Annotated in this window: 13 protein-coding genes and 1 tRNA gene; 8 read left to right on the top strand and 6 right to left on the bottom strand. The window is 58.8% G+C overall.

The window, feature by feature from the left end; translation table 11 throughout:
• Positions 1–43 precede the first annotated feature (43 nt).
• The 7 genes from ACQZ40_RS07300 (at position 44) to ACQZ40_RS07270 (ending at position 8155) form a co-directional block, all read left to right on the top strand.
• The gene (locus tag ACQZ40_RS07300) at positions 44–439 is read left to right on the top strand and encodes a winged helix-turn-helix transcriptional regulator (RefSeq protein WP_020808707.1); all 396 of its coding nucleotides are present in this window, start codon (positions 44–46) and stop codon (positions 437–439) included.
• Positions 440–526: 87 nt separating this feature from the next.
• Entirely contained in the window at positions 527–1273 is a 747-nt protein-coding gene (locus ACQZ40_RS07295) for a hypothetical protein (protein ID WP_065656412.1), read from the top strand.
• Positions 1274–1705: 432 nt separating this feature from the next.
• Positions 1706–2350 carry a hypothetical protein gene (locus tag ACQZ40_RS07290; protein ID WP_174040036.1) on the top strand — a complete coding sequence of 215 codons (645 nt, stop codon included), beginning with the start codon at positions 1706–1708 and terminating at the stop codon, positions 2348–2350.
• Positions 2351–2397: 47 nt separating this feature from the next.
• Positions 2398–4602, top strand: a complete 2205-nt coding sequence (locus ACQZ40_RS07285; RefSeq protein ID WP_448747655.1) for a DDE-type integrase/transposase/recombinase — start codon at positions 2398–2400, stop codon at positions 4600–4602.
• Between the two features lies 1 nt (position 4603).
• Positions 4604–5581, top strand: coding sequence for an ATP-binding protein (locus ACQZ40_RS07280; RefSeq protein ID WP_448747654.1), 978 nt, complete (start codon positions 4604–4606; stop codon positions 5579–5581).
• 18 nt (positions 5582–5599) lie between these two features.
• A complete protein-coding gene (locus ACQZ40_RS07275) occupies positions 5600–7450 on the top strand; it encodes a TniQ family protein (RefSeq protein WP_448747653.1) in 1851 nt (616 codons plus the stop codon).
• A gap of 408 nt (positions 7451–7858) precedes the next feature.
• Positions 7859–8155 carry a hypothetical protein gene (locus ACQZ40_RS07270; protein ID WP_220317470.1) on the top strand — a complete coding sequence of 99 codons (297 nt, stop codon included), beginning with the start codon at positions 7859–7861 and terminating at the stop codon, positions 8153–8155.
• Between the two features lie 137 nt (positions 8156–8292).
• Here ACQZ40_RS07270 and pbpC read toward each other — a convergent pair whose 3' ends face one another.
• The 6 genes from pbpC to ACQZ40_RS07240 form a co-directional block, all read right to left on the bottom strand.
• Positions 8293–10371, bottom strand: a complete 2079-nt coding sequence (gene pbpC, locus ACQZ40_RS07265; protein ID WP_448747652.1) for a penicillin-binding protein 1C — start codon at positions 10369–10371, stop codon at positions 8293–8295.
• Positions 10368–15824 carry an alpha-2-macroglobulin family protein gene (locus ACQZ40_RS07260; protein ID WP_448747651.1) on the bottom strand — a complete coding sequence of 1819 codons (5457 nt, stop codon included), beginning with the start codon at positions 15822–15824 and terminating at the stop codon, positions 10368–10370. Before ACQZ40_RS07260 ends, pbpC begins: the two co-directional genes overlap by 4 nt.
• 118 nt (positions 15825–15942) lie before the next feature.
• Positions 15943–16131, bottom strand: coding sequence for a Trm112 family protein (locus ACQZ40_RS07255; protein WP_003523265.1), 189 nt, complete (start codon positions 16129–16131; stop codon positions 15943–15945).
• A gap of 10 nt (positions 16132–16141) precedes the next feature.
• Complete coding sequence (locus ACQZ40_RS07250) at positions 16142–16813, bottom strand: LON peptidase substrate-binding domain-containing protein (protein WP_003523264.1); 672 nt, start codon at positions 16811–16813, stop codon at positions 16142–16144.
• A gap of 69 nt (positions 16814–16882) precedes the next feature.
• On the bottom strand, positions 16883–17851 hold the full coding sequence (gene trxA / locus ACQZ40_RS07245; RefSeq protein WP_003523262.1) for a thioredoxin: 969 nt from the start codon (positions 17849–17851) through the stop codon (positions 16883–16885).
• Between the two features lie 53 nt (positions 17852–17904).
• Positions 17905–18414, bottom strand: a complete 510-nt coding sequence (locus ACQZ40_RS07240; RefSeq protein ID WP_078052015.1) for a prolyl-tRNA synthetase associated domain-containing protein — start codon at positions 18412–18414, stop codon at positions 17905–17907.
• 253 nt (positions 18415–18667) lie between these two features.
• Between ACQZ40_RS07240 and ACQZ40_RS07235 the strand changes: the two genes are divergently transcribed.
• A tRNA-Gly gene (locus tag ACQZ40_RS07235) sits at positions 18668–18742 on the top strand.
• The last annotated feature ends 154 nt before the right edge of the window (positions 18743–18896 follow it).

Below are 18896 nucleotides of genomic sequence, written 5' to 3'. Positions count from 1 at the left end.
AAGTAGGATGAATTTATGACACTAGGTATGGAAATTCAGACTAATGACTGAAACCGGCTTTACGATGCAGGACGAGATGCGTCGCGCCTTCGCGATGCTCTCGGGAAAATGGAAGCTGGAAATCATGTGGTTACTCCATCAGCGGGTCCACCGCTTTGGAGAATTGCGAAAGGCGATCCCGGGAATTACCCAGCACATGTTGTCGGCGCAGCTTCGCGAATTGGAGGCGGACGGTCTCGTCTCGCGCACCGTTTTTGCTGAAGTGCCACCGCGCGTCGAATATGAGATGACAGAAAAGGCGCTTGGTCTCGGCCCGACGATGCAGGCACTGGCCGCCTGGTGGGAAGAGTACGGTAAAACTATCCCCTCGAAGTCAAATGGGCGTGGCCGTAAGCCAACCACGAGGGCCGCGGGAGAGAAATCCAAGCGTCTGGTATGAAACCTTGCTTCTTCTGGCAGAAGACCACTTATGTCCGTAGAGCGTTGAAAATCTTATGTCCTTTTTCGATCTTCTCCAGGAGTAGGAATGGCACGCACGCTGTTGAATATCTGGTCGCGATGGCGCGAACGCCTCATCGATGAACTCGACTTCTATATGGATCAGGCGGAAAAACGTATTCTCAGTCAGTTCAACAATATCAATGACGAAGCTGAGGCTTACGCCAACGACAAGTATACTCAACTTGCTGAAATCAGCCGCCCTGAGATGTATGACATGGGTGACCTCGCAGAGGCCGCTTGGGAAGAGGGAATCGAATATTATGAGATGCTCGACGACCTTCGGAGCCGCACATTCCTATCGGTAGCAGCGGGCATGTATCATGAATGGGACAAACAACTGCGCGAATGGCTGCACAGGGAGCTGTCTCACAATTTCAATATGGACCACCTTGGTCCCCAAATTTGGTCTGTGAATATCGATGAGATTTTTCGTCTATTCAGACTTTGGGGATGGGATGCCTCTTCCGAAGAATATTTCCAAAAAATCGATGCATGCAGGTTAATTGTTAATGTCTATAAACATGGCCCGGGTACATCTCTCGAAAGCCTAAAAGAATCTTATTCTCATTACTTGAGAATTGGGTTGCCGGACGAAAATGAGGCCGCGTGGCTAAAGTTCGCAGACCATTCGCATCTCTCCGTCACCCGCGAACACCTTCTCGAGTTTCACGCCGCCTTCAGGGCTTTTTGGCTTTCGGTCCCCGAAAACATATGGTGGTCTGATCAGCTTCAAATACCAGACTGGTTCCATAAAGCCGTAGCCAAAAAATAATACTCGTAACGCGCCCAATTATGAGAAATCGCCGAAAAAATTTTCTTTTCATTTACGTTTGAACCCTAAGAGCCCTGCCTCAACGTAATATCCGCTCGCCGACAGCGTGAGCAGTAATGAGGACGCATGATGACGATAGCAGCCACTATAGGTTTTGCTTCTCTCTGAGCCAGAGGATTTCCGACCGGAAACCTCGGCCAGCGAGATCATCGCAGGATACGAGGCAGGAGATCGGAATGCGTCACTCCCATAAAGTCGCCCAATACCTTTACCAGAAACGCGAGGGCCTCGGGTTCCTTTCCCTTGCGTCCATGACCCAACCGCCGGAGAACACCGGCACGACCTTGGCCGGGGGCTTGCGAATATAGCCCAGCCGCCAATCCGGCCGTCAGCGTAGCGGACAAGGAGTATTGGCACGAGCCGCACTTTGGCTTGGCCTTGCGCGTGCCCGCCGACAAACAGGCGAAAACCGCACGTGGTCACACGTTCTTCAACGGCAACGGTGTCTACCACGAGAGCGAACTCGAGCACCGCGTCAGCTCTGTGCTCCAGACCCTGTCTGGCCTTCGAGAACTTCAGTCGCAATACCCGAAGGTTCACTACACCGACGCCGACGGCGTTCTTCGTGAGCACACCTTCGATTACTTCATCGTTCTCAACGACGGCACACGGGTCGCCGTCGCGGTGAAGTATGCCCGCAAGCGAGCCGAAATGATCGACTTGCTCGATCGCATCTGCGCCGCCGGTATCACAGGGGTCGGCTCACTCGGAAAGTTGACGCCGCGCGTCGCGGACGCCGTCACCTTGATGACGAACGAGGAAGCAACCCACGAGGCATTCGAAAATGCCTACTTCATCCTCACATCTCGCCTCCACCACGATGACGCCGAATGTGCCAGACTCGTGGATGTGGTGAAACGTCTGCCGGGCCAGTTCCGGTTTGGTGACCTCCTGCGTGACGTCCATGCACGTGACAAACGCCGGACCGCCATCTGGCGTCTTATCGATCTCCGTCTGATCGCACCCGTCTACTCGGGCCGTATCGATGATCGATCCTGGCTGCGCGCCTGCGCCTAGCCGTTCCCAACCAAATCAAAATTCCATCCATCAGAGAAAGGACCATCATGGAATCCCGCACCCTGCCCGCTCGTCAATTCCTTCATTCCCTCATCGGTATGGGTCAAATGGATCGCTACCATGACAAGACGAGGAACGCCTTCTTCATTCCTGTAAGTCGGGATGACGTAGGCTATGTGCTCCGTTCAGAAAGCGATGTGGAATATAAGATTTTCCTCTCCCACCAGGAAATCTACGCCGCGCTCGACAGCAACAAAGCATCCATCCGATATGGCTATAACAGTCCCGCGCAGCAGAAAATCCGTGCCATCTTCGGCGATAAGCCATGGGACGAATTCGACGTCGAAGATCGTGATCTCGCCGTTCATCGGGAAAAGCTGATCCACAGATACGATGTGGAATGCCACCGCATCGGCAAGCTCCTGCCAATGTCCGAGAAAAAGCTCGGCCCGAAGCTGCTGGCGAGGAACCGGGAAATCAACGACGCGCTGTTCGACCTCGCCGCTGATGGCCGGGCCGACCAGAGAAGCCAGGTCGTCATTTTCCCTTGCCCAAGCGTTAAAACCTTCAAACGCGACTACGACGACTATCATAATTGCGACGGTGACGTGATGGCGCTTCTTCCCCGGCATCACGGTCCGGGTCCGAAGCTGTTCGCCCCGAAACCAGCTACGATCGCGTTCGCACACAAGATGGCGATGGCCTATCTGGATCGTCGCCGCCCGACCAAGGCACATGTCTATCGCTCGTATCTGGCTGAGCTTCAGAAGCACAACGCCGACCTCCCGATCCCGAAGAAAATCGGCAAGGTATCCCGCAAAAAGTTCGAAGCGATGATCGCGAAGTTCGACAAGTTCCACGTCATTGCGAGCCGTCACGGCGAGAAGTTCGCCATCCAGAAGTTCAAGGCGATCCGTCGGAGTTTCCACGTGGTCGCTCCTGGCCAGCGGATCGAGATGGATTTTGTCACCGTCGATCTGATCTCGCTTCTCGTGGAAACGGGTATCTGGAACGCCCTTCCGGAAACAGTACAGGAGCGTATTCCTCGCGTCCGCATCTGCTTCTGCGCCGCAATCGACGTCGCGACACGTTACATTCTCGCGCTCAAGGCAAGCACGAATCCGAACGCCGTGTCCGCCGTTGCCACGATCCGCATGATCATGACCGACAAGAGGCACCTGTCGTCCTATGTGGCCGCCCAGACGCCATGGATCGGGAAAATCAGGCCCCGGGTCATTTACACCGACAACGGCGCGGAATTCACCGCACAACGAACCGCCGAGGTGCTTCGCGCCGCCCGCATTCACGGCACCCGCCCGCCCGCCGGCGATCCTGGTTGCCGCCCGTTCATCGAAAGCCTTTTCCATTCGATCGGTCTGCTAATCGCACCGTATTTCGAGGGCCGGACTTTCTCTTCGGTCGTAGAAAAGGGCGATTACGATCCGCAGGTTCATGCCGCATTGCTGGTCGACGAACTGATCAAGATTTTCATCTTCGCGGTCTGTGACATCTACCACAACAAGCCGCATTCTGGCCTTGGCGGCAACACCCCGCATAATGCGTGGGTCGAGGCCTCCAAAGAATACGAAATCCTCTACCCGCCAGATGCCGAAGAAATGCTCCAGATTTTCGGCATCAAGACGACCCGCCGGATTTCAGACTACGGTATTACCGTATTCGGCATCACCTACTGTGATGCCGAAATCCAGCGGCTCCGGACCAAGTTCGACCAGGTCGACGTCGAGATCAAATACGATCCAGAATGCCCCGCCCACATCGCCGTTAAAGGCGACAAGGGCTGGTTCGTCGTTCGCAACACCATCGGTCTTGATGACAGTGTAACGCTCGCCGAATGGATGGCCGCGCGCAAGGAATTGCGTGCCAGCTACGCCACTGCTGCCGAGCAGGGCATGACGGTGATGTACGACGCTATCAATCGTCTTCGCGCTATCGGTGATGCCGCAACTCTCCGCGCCGGTCTTTCTCCAAGCGTACCGACCGCAAAAGACTTCGACCGTTGGGACTCGGAACTGTTCGGTGCCTGGATGGCCGCGCCGTCTGAAGATCAAACTCAGCTCCTCGCCGAAGGCCCGCTGCCCGACGATCCGCTGCGGATCGGCATGGTCATCCAGCGGCCCGATCTGTTCGTCCTCGAAAAATCCGAGGCCGAAGAAATCAAAGAAAACGAACCCACCGCCACGCAAGCCTCTGACGCGCTTGCTTCGGGCTTCTACTATGATGAGGAGTACTAAGATGACGGCAACCAACGAACTGCGCGCGCTGCGTGTGAGGGAAACCAACCGTTACTTCGAGACAGGCCGTTGCCTAGAACTCGTGAAGCGCCTTACGGAATTCGAGGAGCATGCCCTCGATTGCCTTGCCGGCGGCGGCTCGAGAAGGCGCTCCTTCATCGTAATCGGCGAGTCCGGTAGTGGGAAGTCAACCTCGCTGGAGCGAGCGTTTACGATGATCCCATCGTTTCAGCCGTACCAGAATGAGTATGGCGAAACGGTGCGTCCACTGATCAGTATCGAGGTGCCGAAACCCTGCTCCACCAAAGATTTGGCAATCCGTATCCTTCACGAAATGGGTCTGCCCGCGAGCAATCGCGCAAATGAGCATGAACTTTACGAGACAGTCAAACAACAGCTCAGAGAACGCCGCGTCCTCTTTCTGCATCTGGACGAGGCACAAGACCTCTTGCGGGCACCAACGGCAGCAGCCGTAAGGTCTCTTCAGGATCGCCTGAAAAGCCTCATCGCCATTCCCGACTGGCCACTCCACACGATCTACAGCGGCGTGCCGGACCTGGCCAGGCTGGTATCCGGCGATCTCCAGCTCGCGAACAGGTCATTGGTCATGCGGTTCGAGCCGGTGCGTTTTCCTTCTGACAAGCCGCTCATCGAAAAGCTTCTGTGCGACATTGCCGTCGACCATTGCGGTCTTGTGCTGGCGGACGAGTTGATGACCGACGACTTCCTGGGACGCTTGGTAGCATCCACGGGCGGTGGGCTGGGTACGATGATCGAGATGGTGCGAGCGGCTTGTTTCGCAGCCCTGGGACGAAACCGTAAAAATCTCACGGCTCGCGACTTCGCAGGTTTCTACGACCGTGCGTCGGGCAGTCTTCGCGGCGACAACATCATCACCTCGCCCCGGTGGCGCGACATTGATCGCAGCAATGCATTGACGGACCTCGTTGCCCAGCCCTCGAAAAAGAAGAAGCAATAGCCAAGAAGGTATCGCGTCATGGCACTCCCCGTCACCGTCGAGTTTCACGCAACCGAAACTCCCCTGAGCCTGGCATCCCGCCTCGCGCACGCAAATGGCTATCGTTCAATGCGAGCGTTTCTCGCCACGACGGGCACAAACGCCACTGCCATCGCCTCGGGCCACCCCGAAGCGATTTCATTGCTCGCACACTGGTCAGGTGTCGAAGAAGCAAGTCTCGTAGCGTATGCAATCGCGTCCGTCACCGCCGGAGCGACGTGGAAGCTTGGTCACGCATTGATGGGCCGTGATATGCGACCGGGACGAAATCATCGGTACTGCCCGAAATGTGTCGTTGACGATCTCGAAAACGGCAGCGGCCGTCCTTTCTCACGGCCCTACGTCCGGGCGGCGTGGATGACACGCGCCTTACAGAATTGCCATGAGCATGCTTGTGCGATCAAGGAAGCCCCGGCGTCCGCGCAAGAGCAAGGTGATTTCGCCTCGTGCGTAGCCCTGAATATTCCAACGATCAGGGAGGAGGCGGTCGACACCAGCGCAGCCTCCTCGTCTCAAATCGATCGATACGTGGTCGCAAGAATCGACGGTCTCCCTGCCAACGAGTTTCTCGACAAATTTGAAACCTATGTGGCTGTCGATCTTTGCCGTCATTTCGGTCGCTTCCAGAAGATGCATCAGATCGCATACGATCGTTGCGACGTGGCGTCTCATTCCGACGTCGAGTGCGGGTTTGGTTCCGCCTCCGCTGGACGCGATCTGATTGAGAAGATTATTTGCCAGGCGATCGAACAATCAAAACCGATGGTCTACGAAATGGCTTCCTTTTTTGGGCCGTTGCGAGATTGGCTGCTGCGCAATCACAAGAAGCCTGAATTCTCCCTCGTAACAGAGATTTTTCAGGACATCGCCGAGCGGAATCTCCCAATCGGTCCTGATGAAGCCTTTGTGCTGCCCACCCGAAAACGCCATCTGCATTCGATCAGATCGGCAGGCCTCGAATATGGCATGATGGAAGACCGTATCCAGGACCTCCTTCTGGAAGCTAATCTCATTGCACCTTCACAGCTGACGAGCGCCCAGATTTACTTCGATGCGCGTCGGGGCCACGAGGTATTGTCCAATGCGCTGGATACGATGACCAGTGTTGAAATCCGGACGGTTCTCGGAATCAGGGATGACCGCATGCGAGCCATTCTTGATGCCGGACTTCTGCGCCGCGTGGAGCAACCAAAAGACGGCGCACGCGTGTTTTCGCGCGTCCAACGGTCCGAATTCGAGGCATTTAAGAAAGCGCTTTTCGGGCGCTCACTAAACGGTTCAAATACAGACGGCCTGGTGCGGCTGGATAAAGCAGCGCAAAGATGCGGTTGCCAAACCGAGACCATCCTCAAATTGGGCCTGGAAGGTTCTCTGAAAAGCCTCCATTTCAAAGGTGGTCGGACGACTCTCTTGAACCTCCTTGTGGATTGGGAGGAAGTCAGAGCCTGCTTGAACCGCTCTATTCCTGAAGTGGCATCGTTGAATGGCAACGTTCAAAACGATAGTCATAGACACCTCAATGTCCGAGACACAGAACGCCGGATCGGGACGGCGAGAGGCACGATCAGCGAACTGCTGCGCCTCGGTTATCTAAAGACGGAAACCCGGATCAATCCTGCCACCCGGCGTGAGCAACAATACATCCTCGCTCATTCCGTGGATGCCTTCATCGCCGAAAATATTTGTCTCGCTCTTTTGTCGGACCGTGCTGGTGTCTTTCCCGGCATCCTTCGTCAAAAACTCGAGGCCGAGGGAGTGCGACCCATTTATGAACCGACCGGTAGAAACTCGAGATTCTATCGGAGATCGGACGTGGCGCACTGGCAATAAAACGAAGATCGTCTTTCGACGAACACGTACAATCTTAGTTTGGAAGGCCCGCTTCGGCGGGCTTTTTTATTGCCTGCAGTTCCGGCACTTTAGTTTCTGGACACACCTATCGGAGCAATTCGCCCTGACCTTTGGGATGCCCTCTAAAATTCCTCAATGAAATCAGAGAAAATTACCGTCACAGCGACAAATCAACGGAGCGCAATCAATAGTTTGAGCGCGGCCCAGCGCGGCTGATAGCCGTTTGGCAGGTCTCTACTTCGACCGGAGTCTCGGCGACATCCTTCACGAACACGGAAAATTAAAAGCTTCAAAAGGGAGCGTTGAAAGCGGGCAATTGCTTCCTATTTCCTATCTGTGATGATGAAGCGCCTGTCAAAATTAGTTGCGCTAGAGGAAGGAGATTTGATGATCGACGAATATGGTCCATATGTGCAGATGTCCACGCTTGGAGAACAGATGGCTGCCTGCTACCAGACGGATGCAAATCTCGTATTGGAACCGCATCTGGCGCATTACATGGACGAGGTGGAGGTCAATATCGCCGCCGATAGTTTTAATCACGTTGGCTTTCTGAACAACATCACAAGCCGGCTACAGGTGACACTGACGGCAACGACCAATCCCAGGCGCCGGGAATTTCTACAAGCCGTTGTGGCTTCGCTTCAGGAGCGGATCCACCGCCATTCACTCGATGTGGCGTAATAGAACTTAGGCACATCATCTTCGTCGTCACTCTTGTACAATTGCTTGCTGCATATCTTTGGCAAGACGGCGAAAAAATTGACGAGACGCTCGAGGCGCAAGCCCGGAGCAACCCCTCGTACAGTTGGACATCCCTGCTATTCGACGAAAACCCGCACGCTCGAGGCGCGGCCGTCGGCGTCGATGACCGTCAGTGTGGAAAATCCCTGGCCTTCCGGCCGCCATTCGCTGTTGCGGCGATGGGAGGCGTTCGGCAAAGGCAAACCATTGGCGAGCCAGCGGAAGGGTGCCCGCCCGCCCTGCAGCTTCAATACCAGCGGCGAGATGCCCGACTGGCCGGAAAGCTCCACACGCGCGCCCTCCGGCGGGTAAACGATGCGCGGGGCGCTTTCACGTCTTGAAGCAGAAAGCAGACCGCTGGCCGTCGTGGTAAAACGCCGCTGGTTGGCGGGGAGGTCATTGACCGCGACCCGAGCGACACCCGAAGGTGCGGCCGGCATCGGCGTGATCGCCACGCCGGATTTTTCGAAGGCCTCGAACAGGATCGGGGCGGCCGTCGCATAACCGGCAATGCCCGGCACCGCGCCATTGTCGGCCCGGCCGACCCAGACGCCGACCACATGCCGCCCGTCATACCCCACCGACCAGGCATCGCGATAGCCATAGCTGGTGCCGGTCTTGTAGGCGATGCCGCGCTGTTTCATGCCGAGCGGCGGCAGCACGCCGGAGAGGATGTCGGAGACATTCCAGATAGCGGCATCGGAGAATAACCGGTCCCCCTCCAGCCGTTCCGGGGCGGAGCGGACGCCGTCTCCAAGCCGCACGGGATCGCCGCCGCCGGCAAGCCCCGCATAGAGCTGCACCAGATCGACCAGCGAAACACCCGCGCCGCCAAGGGCGATGGCAAGCCCGGGCGCTTCATTGGCGGGAAGAACGAGTTTGACGCCCACCCGGCGGAACCGCACCATCAGCGCCGAGGGGCTGACGGCATCCAGCAGCTTGACGGCAGGCACGTTGAGCGACAGTTGCAGCGCCTGCCGGATGCTGACATCGCCCTGATAATGCATGTCGAAATTGCGCGGCCTGTAACCGGAAAAGTCGGCCGGGCGATCCTCGATGATGGTTTCCTGCCCGACAAGACCGTCTTCGAAGGCAAGGCCGTAGATGAATGGCTTGAGGGTGGAGCCCGGCGAGCGAACGGCCCGGCTCATCTCCACGAAACCGCGTCTTGCCGTATCGAGATAATCCGCCGAGCCCACTTCCGCCAGAATATCGCCGCTCTGCGCATCGGCCATGACGATGGCGACGGAGACCCTGTCGCCGAGCTTTTCCGCCGCATGGCGGGCAACACCCTCCAGCTCCCGCTGGATCGGCAGCTTCAGCGTGGAACGCACCTCGGCAGTATCCGGGAATTTCACCCGTGCGGCGACGGCCATATGCGGCGCATAGGCCGGCAGGTCCCGCCGGTTGGTGGGCACATTCGCAAGCGCCGACCGTTCCGCTTCCCCCTCACCCACCACGCGTTCCACGGCAAGCCGTTGCAGCACCCGCTCGCGCGCCTGCTTCGCCGCCTCCGGAAAGCGATCCGGGCGTCGCTTTTCCGGCAATTGCGGCAGCGCCACCAAAAGGGCTGCCTCCGCCGTATCGAGCCTGCCCGGCTCCTTGCCGAACCAGGCGAGGCTTGCGGCGCGAATGCCTTCGAGATTGCCGCCATAGGGCGCGATATTCAGATAGAGATCGAGGATTTCCGCCTTGCTGAGCCTTCTCTCGATCTGGAGCGCGCGCGCGGCCTGCAGGAATTTCGCCGAAAACGACCGGTCGGCGCGCGGCTCGATCAGCCGCGCCACCTGCATGGAAAGCGTCGATGCGCCGGAAACGATCCGGCCGTTGCTGGCCAATTGCCAGGCGGAGCGCAAAAGCGCCCAGGGATCGACGCCGTGATGCTCATAGAAGCGCTGGTCTTCATAGGCCACCAGCATGCGCAGGAACTGTGGGTCGACTTCGGCGGCCGTGGTTTTCAGCCGCCAGCGGCCATCGGGTGTCGCAAAAGCGCGCAACAGCTTGCCGTCACGATCCAGAACCTCGAAGGATCGTTGCTGCGCAGCGTCCAGCGGCGGCGGATAGGCCTTGTCCAGCGCATCGAGACCGAAGGCCGCGCCGCCCATAAGCAACGCGGCCGTCATGATGCCGACAATGATCGCCTTGCGTCGCCTCATGGGTTTGCCGAGCGCACCTCCATGCGGCCGGTTGCCGTGCGGGCGGCAAATTGCGGCCGGTACATATCCTCAACCGAAGCTGCCGGATGGTCATAGGTGCCGGGGGTGACGGCGCGGACCACATAGGCCAGCGCAATTTCCGAACTGTCGCCGGCCGAGCGGTCGAAGGCCGCCACGAAACGGTCGTAGCGGAATTCCGTATGCGCCGCTTCCGTTTCCGGCAACCAGTCGAAATTCGAAAGCTCCGCCGAATTGACGAGGCTCGGATTGTCGATTTCGAAACCGGAGGGCAACAGGTCGGTCACCAGAATGCGCGACTGCCAGTTATTCTGCGGCACCACATTCAGCACCACGACATAACGCTCGTTCTGCGTGACCTCGCTCGGGTTCACCTCCTCGCCATCCATGGAATAATAGGTGCGGGTGATGGTGAAGCCCTCGCCACCTGCGACAAGCGGCTGCGCCGGCGGCGCCACCGTGGTGACGACGGCCGTGACCGGATCGGCCGAGGCATTGGCGATCTTCAGCGGTGCGGCCAGCAATTCATCGCCGCTCATCCGCTTGCCGAAGCCTCCGGTCTGCAGATCGCCGTTCACATCGAGACGGATATCCTTGTCCTCGCCTTTGACGGCGCGGGCGGCCAGCAGCATCCATGCCTGTTCCTGGGTGCTGGTATAGGGCTTCTTTTCCCATTCCTTGGCCACCGCACCGGCAAGCTGCGGCACGACGGCCGGAACCGGCCGGCTTTCCGCCGCAAGCGCCAGCGTCGCCGCGCCGTCACGCAGGGCGGAGCCGTAATCCGCGCGCGAGAAGCTGACATTGGTGGTGCGGCTTGCCATGTCGAGCGAAGCGCCGAACACGGCCTTAGAACGGGCCTGATCGCCATAAAGCGAAAGGGCGGCGGCAACCTGCGCCTTGGCGAGCGGCGTCGGGAAATCGGCCAGCGCCGTATCCGCGTAATAACGCAGATCGTTGATCGCCGCCTTGCGGTTGCGCGCCAGCACATAAAGCGAATAGGCGATCTCGTTGCCGCGATCCTTGACATTGCTGTCATAGGAAAGACCATTTTGCAGGTTGTTCAGCGCCTGCACCATGGCGGCTTCGGGCACATCGTAATTCTGCTCACGCGCCCTTGTCAGGAAGTCGCTGATATAGGCATCGAGCCACAGATCGCCGTAACCCGGCGACCAGAGGCCGAAGCTGCCGGAACTCGACTGGAAGGACAGCACGCGGTAGATCGCCTCCTGCACGCGCTTGCGGGTATCGGGGTCTTCTGCAAGGCCGCTATCCTTCGTCAGTTCCGAAACGTAAAGCAGCGGCAAAGCGCGGCTCGTCGTTTGCTCGGCGCAGCCGTAAGGATATTTGTCCAGCATCATCACCAGCGCCGGAATATCGAAGGCGGGCGAGCGCGTGACATTGACCGCGACGGAAGAGCCGAGAAGCATGCTGTCGGCCAGAAGATCGCCGTTGATCGTCAGGCTGCTATTGGGTGCGATCTTGATTTCGCGCCGCGTCGTCACCGGCAGAACGGCCGGACGTACCGGAACGTTCAGAACCTGCTCCAGTGAAAGACCGGCGGTATTGGAAACCTTGATGGTGATCGCGCCATTGCCGGGCTGTTCGCCCGTCAGCGGGACCGTCAACGAAGACTTGCCGCCTTTCTGAAGCGCGAGAGTTTGCGACATCTCGCCCTGATCGACCGTCAATGCGGTATTGCTGGTCACATCCAGCCGGTAGTCGCCGGGCTCGCCATCGGTATTGGCGATATCGAGCCGCAATTGCGAGACATCGCCGGGTGCGAGGAATTTCGGCGCGCTGGCTGTGACGACGACAGGATCGCGAATGATAGCGTCGGAGACGGCATGTCCCACGCCTGTCTTCGTCCAGGCCACCACCATGATGCGGGCCGTGCCGTTGAACTGCGGAATATCGAAGCTCACCGTCGCCTTGCCGTCTGCGTCGAGTTCGACCGGACCGGCAAAGAAGGCCACGAGCTTTTCCGTGGGCGGGCTGCCCTGAAGGGCTGCCTGCCCACCGTCGCCGCCGGTGCGCAGCCGGCCGGTGGCGCCAAGCGAACCGTCGATCAGGCGGCCATAGAGGTCGCGGATTTCCAGCCCCAGCCGGCGCTGGCCGAAATACCATTCATCCGGCTTTGGCGGCTCATAGCGGGTAAGGTTCAATATGCCGACATCGACTGCCGCAACGATGGCATAAGCCTTTTCGCCGACGCCGGCACCAGCGACGGTGATCGGAATTTCAAGCGGCTGGCGCGGCAGCGTTTTCTGCGGCGCGCCAAGCGTGACGGCAAGCTTGCGCTCGGCCGGATCGACGGCGAGCCATTTGATGCCGATGGCGCGCATCGGCATACGGCTTTCCTGCGCATCGCCGGGACGGAACAGCGTGGCTGTCACATAAGCGCCCGCACCCCATTCCTCTGTGACGGGAATGTCGATCTCGCCGCCATCCTCGCCGATCTCAGCATTCTGCACGGCAATCAGCTTTTCCGAACCGGAAGTCACCATCAACTCGCCGGCAAAACGCGAGGAAACCTTGAGCTTGGCCGTATCGCCGATCTTGTAGCTCTGCTTGTCGAGAGCGATTTCCAGCGCATCCGGCGTTTCCGTCGAGCTTGCCTCGACATAAAAACCGGCATCGAACTCAACGCTAGAGACAGGCGCGCCATTGCCGGCGCCCTCCACTTCCAGCCGATAGCGACCCCAGGTGACGGGCAGGGAAATCTCGCCGCCATTGGCATCGACCGAAAGCGTGCCCGCTTCCTGCTGCTTGGTATATTCCACCGGCTCGTAACGCCAGGAATTGCCCTGACGATACCATTGATAGTTCCGCTCGACCTTGATGAGCTTCCAGTTGAGGCCGCTCATCGCCTGTTTGGCACCGTCGGCGTTGACGCCGATGATGTGGAAACGACCGACGGAATTCTGGGCAAGGTCGCCGGAAAATTGCGGTTTGATACCGATGACCGGCGCTTCAGCCTTGATGGGTAGCGTCAGGGAGCGCTCCACGGCGCGGCCGCCGGCTTCGCGCATGCGCACGGTGATGTTGGCGGAAAGAAGCTGCGTTGTGGATGGCAGATCGGTCAGATCGATATTGAAGCTCGCCTTGCCCTCTTCGTCCAGCGCCGGCAGATCGGCAAGCGTGGTGCGGTTTTCCTCTTCGCTTTCCTCATCGGCCAGACCGAAGAAATAACCTTCGAAATCGGCGCTGGTGCGCGTCGGCTTGATCGCGACCTCGCCTTCCAGCGTCAGGCCGGCTGCGGGCGCACCATAGAGATAACGGCCATCGACATCGATTGCCGTTTCTGCGCCAGGGTCGATCTGCTTTGCCTTGCTGGAAAGATCGAACTCGGTGCGGTCAGGCACGAAATCATCGACGAGGAAGCTCTTTTCGCTGATGGCAGCCGTCTTCGGATCGGTATGGATGCGCAGCGTCCAGGTGCCGCGCATGGCATTTGCCTGCAACGGCAGATCGACCGCATGGCCGCCGAGCGCCTTGCCGTCGCTGACGAAACGCCGGTCCTCGACACCATCAGGGCGCGAGAAGATGAAGGTGAGCGGCAGATCCTCGATTGCCTTGCCGTCGACATCGCGGGCAAGGGCTGCGGCATGCACGGTCTCGCCGGCGCGATAGATGCCGCGTTCCGTCCAGCTGAACACGTCGATGGCGCCGGGGGCTGCCCGGCCCGTCACGCCGCGATCCGAAAGATCGAAGCCGGCGCGGGTCATGTCGAGGAACACATAGTCCTTGTCGCCGTTACGTGCGGTGAGGATTGCAGGCGCCTGCGCCGCCGTGCCGCGCATTAGGCCGGCTGAGAACACCGCGCGGCCGTCCGCATCGGTCTTCGCAGTGCCCAGCACCTCGTTATTCTTGGCGAGCAGCTGCAAATCCACATCTGCCAACGGCTTGGCGCTGCCAAGGGCGCGGACGAAGACATTGAGCCCATCGGTTCCGGCATAGGTGGTGATGCCGGTATCGGATACGAGGAACCATTGCGTGGCGCGCGAATCCCAGGTTTCCGGTGCGGTGCCCGGCGGTACGGCGGTCAGCACATAGATGCCGGGCTTGCGCTCGGGCAGGGCCTCATCCACCGGAAAACTCGTCACCACATCCTTGTTGAGATCGGGCTGGATATCGATTGAGCCCTGCCAGACAAGCTCGCCAATTTCGTTCTCGATACGGTCGGCGTTGTAGCCATCCATCTGCGTCAGAAACTGCGAGTTTGAAAGAAGCGAGGTGATGTTGCGGTCGCCGACGCGATAAAGCTTCAGGTCGGCCTTGTCGGCATTGACAGAGACGATTGGAATGCCGCGGCGCGCCGTGCCCGGCAGCACGAAGTTCTCGCCGGTGAAGCGCACACTGGCGGCGCGGTCACGCACGTATATATCGAGATCGACCTGCTTTTCGAGAGGCTCTTCCACCGAAGACGGCAGGCCGGCGCGAAACGCAATCTTGTAACGCTGGCCATGGGTCAGGCCTTCCACGCAAATCTCGCTGCCCTTCGTCTCGATGGCCTTGGGCGCTGCCCCATCCAGCGTGATGAAGGACGAATAATCGACGCCGTTCTTCACCAGCGGCTCGGAAAACTGCACGCAGGCGCGCGGGCTGATGCTATCGGTATCCACGGTATTGTTGATGACGCGGAAACCCTGCCGCGTGCGCAGATCGGCATAGGCCGCCTTGGTCTGTGCATTGTCGGCAAGCGCAAGGCTTTCCTTATAGGCATTGAGTGCCGCGCGATAATTCTGGGTTTTTTCAAACGCCTTCGCCAGCTGGTTCAGGGCCTCGGTGCGGGCGCTGACCGTGCGGCTCAGCTGATAGGCATTGATGGCGGCGGAAGCGGCTTGTCCCGCTATCGAATAATTATCGGTGACCCGCGCGGCCTTTTCTGACAATTCCGCCCAGAGCGCGCCATCGTCGGGTGTGATCGCAAGGGCCTGTTTATAGGTCGTGACCGCATCGGGAATATTGCCGGCGGCTGCCTGCTGGCGCGCCGTCTCCACGAGGGCTTCCAGGCCCTGTTCGCCCTCACCCTCATTTGCCGCAAGGCCGGATTTCAGCCGGCGCGCTTCCTGCTGCAGGCTGTCGATCACGAAGGACAGGCGCTGCGGCGCGCCGATATCGGCTTCCGCGGCCACTTCCACGATCTTGCCGGCAACCGCGCCGGGGAAGGCGTTCAGCTGATTGAAATCCGATTTGAGGAAGCACCATTTCACCTTGGGATTGTAGGTAAAGGCCTTGCAGGCGGTATCGCCGACGCAAATCTCGCCGCATTGCTCCAGCGAGACATTTTGCTCCGTCCTGAGATCGAAGCCGAAATAATCGCCATTTTGAGTCGTAACGACCTTGCGGGAGGGTTCCGCCGCCATGGCTGGCTGAAAAAACAGGGCGGTTGAGACCGCAACCAGCGAAATCCGGACGAGCGCGCGCAACGACATCAGTTTTCTCCCCGCAACAGACATGTCGGGCGGGACTCTGGTCAAATCCACGCATGGTTGTCAACGCATCTTCGTCAATTCGCGACACGCAATGTGTGAAGGCGGGCAAGCGGGAAGGTTAGTCTTCTATTTTTCTCGCTTCCGAAATCAGCATGATCGGCACGCCGTCGCGGATCGGATAAGCAAGCCTCGCGCTTTCGGAGATGAGTTCATTGCGGGCGCGGTCATAGGCAAGACGCCCTTTCGTCAAAGGGCAGACCAGAAGCTCCAGCAGCTTGGGATCGACATTGCTCATCCTGTCGTCCATGGCGGCGGTCCTATTGCAGCACGTTGCCGCCCTCGCCCGATCCCTGGGCAAGAACGATCTCGGTGATGGCGATCAATGTTTCGGCCCGCGTCTTCAGGTCCGGCGCTTCCAGCAGCGCCTGTTTTTCAGCCGGTCCAAAGGGGGACATCATGGAAAGCGAATTGACGAGAACGCGATTGCCCGCCCTTTCCACGCTTTCCCAATCCGCTTCCAGCTGGTTGGCATCCAGAAACGAGCGGAACACCCGGAGCAGATTTTCGCGGTCCACCGCATCCTCGTCATATTCGCCGGAAAGATCGGCGATGAAGGGCGCATGCCGGAAGCTGCGATAGGGTTTGCCCGCCTCCACCTCTTCCAGCAGACGGAAGCGGCACACGCCGGTGAGCGAAATGATATAACGGCCATCGCCGGTTTCGGAAAAGGACGTGATGCGGCCGAGGCAGCCGACCGCGCTCAGCGGACCGCCCTCAAGCCCCGCCTCGATGACATGCAGGGCGGGCTGCACCATGCCGATGATACGATGGCCGGCCAACGCCCAGTCGATCATGGCGAGATATCGAGGCTCGAAAATATTGAGTGGAAGATGGCCTTCCGGTAGAAGCAGCGCGCCCGGCAATGGAAAGACCGGCACGGTTTCCGGCAGATCGTCGTTCTTCACATATCTCGCATTTCCGACATGCATGGGAATCAAGCCCCCTGTTCAATGCTGCTCGGCCGGCGGATCAACCGCCACGGCCGGGATATGCCCGCATTACGAAAACAGTATCGCCGAAAGCTTCCTGCGGCCGGCAACGGTTGCCGGATCCTTGAAGCCCCAGGCCTCGAAAAACTCCAGAAGCTGGCGGCGCGCGCCGTCATCGTCGAAGGTCCGGTCCTTGCGCATGATGTAAAGCAGATGGTCCGCGGCCTCATCGCGCCGGCCTTGAGCATTCAGCACCTTGGCAAGCTTCACCCGCGCCTCGTGACGATCGGGATCGAGCGCCAGCTCGCGCTCCAGCGCCACCGGGTCGCCGATCTTACGGGCTTCCTCATATTGCGCGATCTTTTTCGAAACGAGCTGAATGCCCGCATCCTCGTTAAGTTCCGCAGGCAGCGAAGAGAGCAGTTCGCTCGCCCGCTCATATTGGCCGGCGGCGATCATGCATTCGGCGATACCGGCAATCGCTGCCGGATTTTCCGGATCGGCCTGCATGACGGCGCCGAAAAGCTGCGCCGCGCCGTTGAAATCGCCATCCGCCAGAAGCTGCTTCGCCTCCGTCAGCACAGCCTCGATCTCGGCCTTGGGATCGCCCGCGTCAGGCCCGGCGATCTTCTCGATGAACTGCTTGATCTGGCTTTCCGGCACGGCACCCATGAAGCCATCCACCGGCCGGCCGTCGGCAAAGGCGACGATTGCCGGAATCGACTGGATACCGAGCTGGCCGGGAATCGACGGGTGGTCGTCAATATTCAGCTTCACGAGCTTCACGCGGCCATTCGCCTCGTTGATGACCTTCTCGAGCACCGGCGTCAGCTGCTTGCACGGGCCGCACCAGGGCGCCCAGAAATCCACCAGAACCGGCTGGCGACGGGATTCCTCAAGAACATCCCTGGAGAAACCCGCCGTCGTGGTGTCCTTGATGTGGCCGGAGGCCGCACCGTTCAGCTCGCCATTATGATGGGCGCTTGCGGTCATCTGCCCGCTATAGGAACCGCCGTAAGGATTATTTTCGCCGCTCATGCCGGTCTCCCGTAACCTCTGTCATATGTCTTATTTGAAGCAAAGATCGTATCTCACTCGGTGACTTTCAAGACAAGCGGCGCATGTCCGGTTGCCTCGAGAAAGCGAATGAGATCCGTGGACGCGATCGTTGTCGTCTGGTCGTTGGAAAGCGGATGGCCATTGACCAGCTCGTTTTCCAGAAGCCCGCTGTCAAGCACGAAGGTGACCTGCCTGTCGGTGTCGTTGATGGCTCCGAACACCGTTACCGAGCCCGGCGCGACGCCCAGATATTCAAGCATCTTTTCCGGTCTGCCAAAGGACACGCGGCTTGCCGCACCGATGGTCTTGTGAACGCTTTTCAGATCGACGACCGCATTTTCCTCAACGGTCAGAACGAAATACTGATCCTTCTTGTCCTTTACAAAGAGGTTCTTTGTATGGCCGCCGGGAATGAGATCGCGCAGCGACTGGGATTCGGCGACGGTAAACACCGGTTCATGTTGCTTCGTGGTGTGGGAAATGCCGAGTCCGTCGAGAAACTCGAACAGCTCCGATGCCGTCTTCCGGGAATTTTCCGCCATATCCTGCCGCCTGCCTCTGCCGATTCCACTATCCTTGTTTCCTGATTAAGCGGGCAACCGACGCTTGGCAACGCAGGAAAAAACAGCGGGATGAAAAATTCTCAATCATTTCCGCCGCTTGTCGCATTTCTCAAAGAAATTTTCGCGTTTTTGTCATTTCCCTGTTGCATTCCAAAATCGATTGAGCGATATAGCGCCCGTCGCCGCTTGGCGGCCCACGGTTCAGCGAACTACCCCGGACCGGTGGATTTGAGCGGGTGTAGCTCAGGGGTAGAGCACAACCTTGCCAAGGTTGGGGTCGAGGGTTCAAATCCCTTCGCCCGCTCCAAATTTCCCTAAAGATAGAATCATCATAAAATTATCGCCGTTTGCGCGTGTCGCATCGTTCCGTGTCGTGCGGCTTGAAACTCGGCCTGCGCAGCCCCTTTGTCGGCAAGGCGCGACGGAAATTATTCCGCAAGCGGAACTTATGCCGAAGATGT

Source organism: Agrobacterium sp. 16-172Ci, from assembly GCF_053522725.1.
This window is presented reverse-complemented; position numbering and strand designations above follow the sequence as displayed.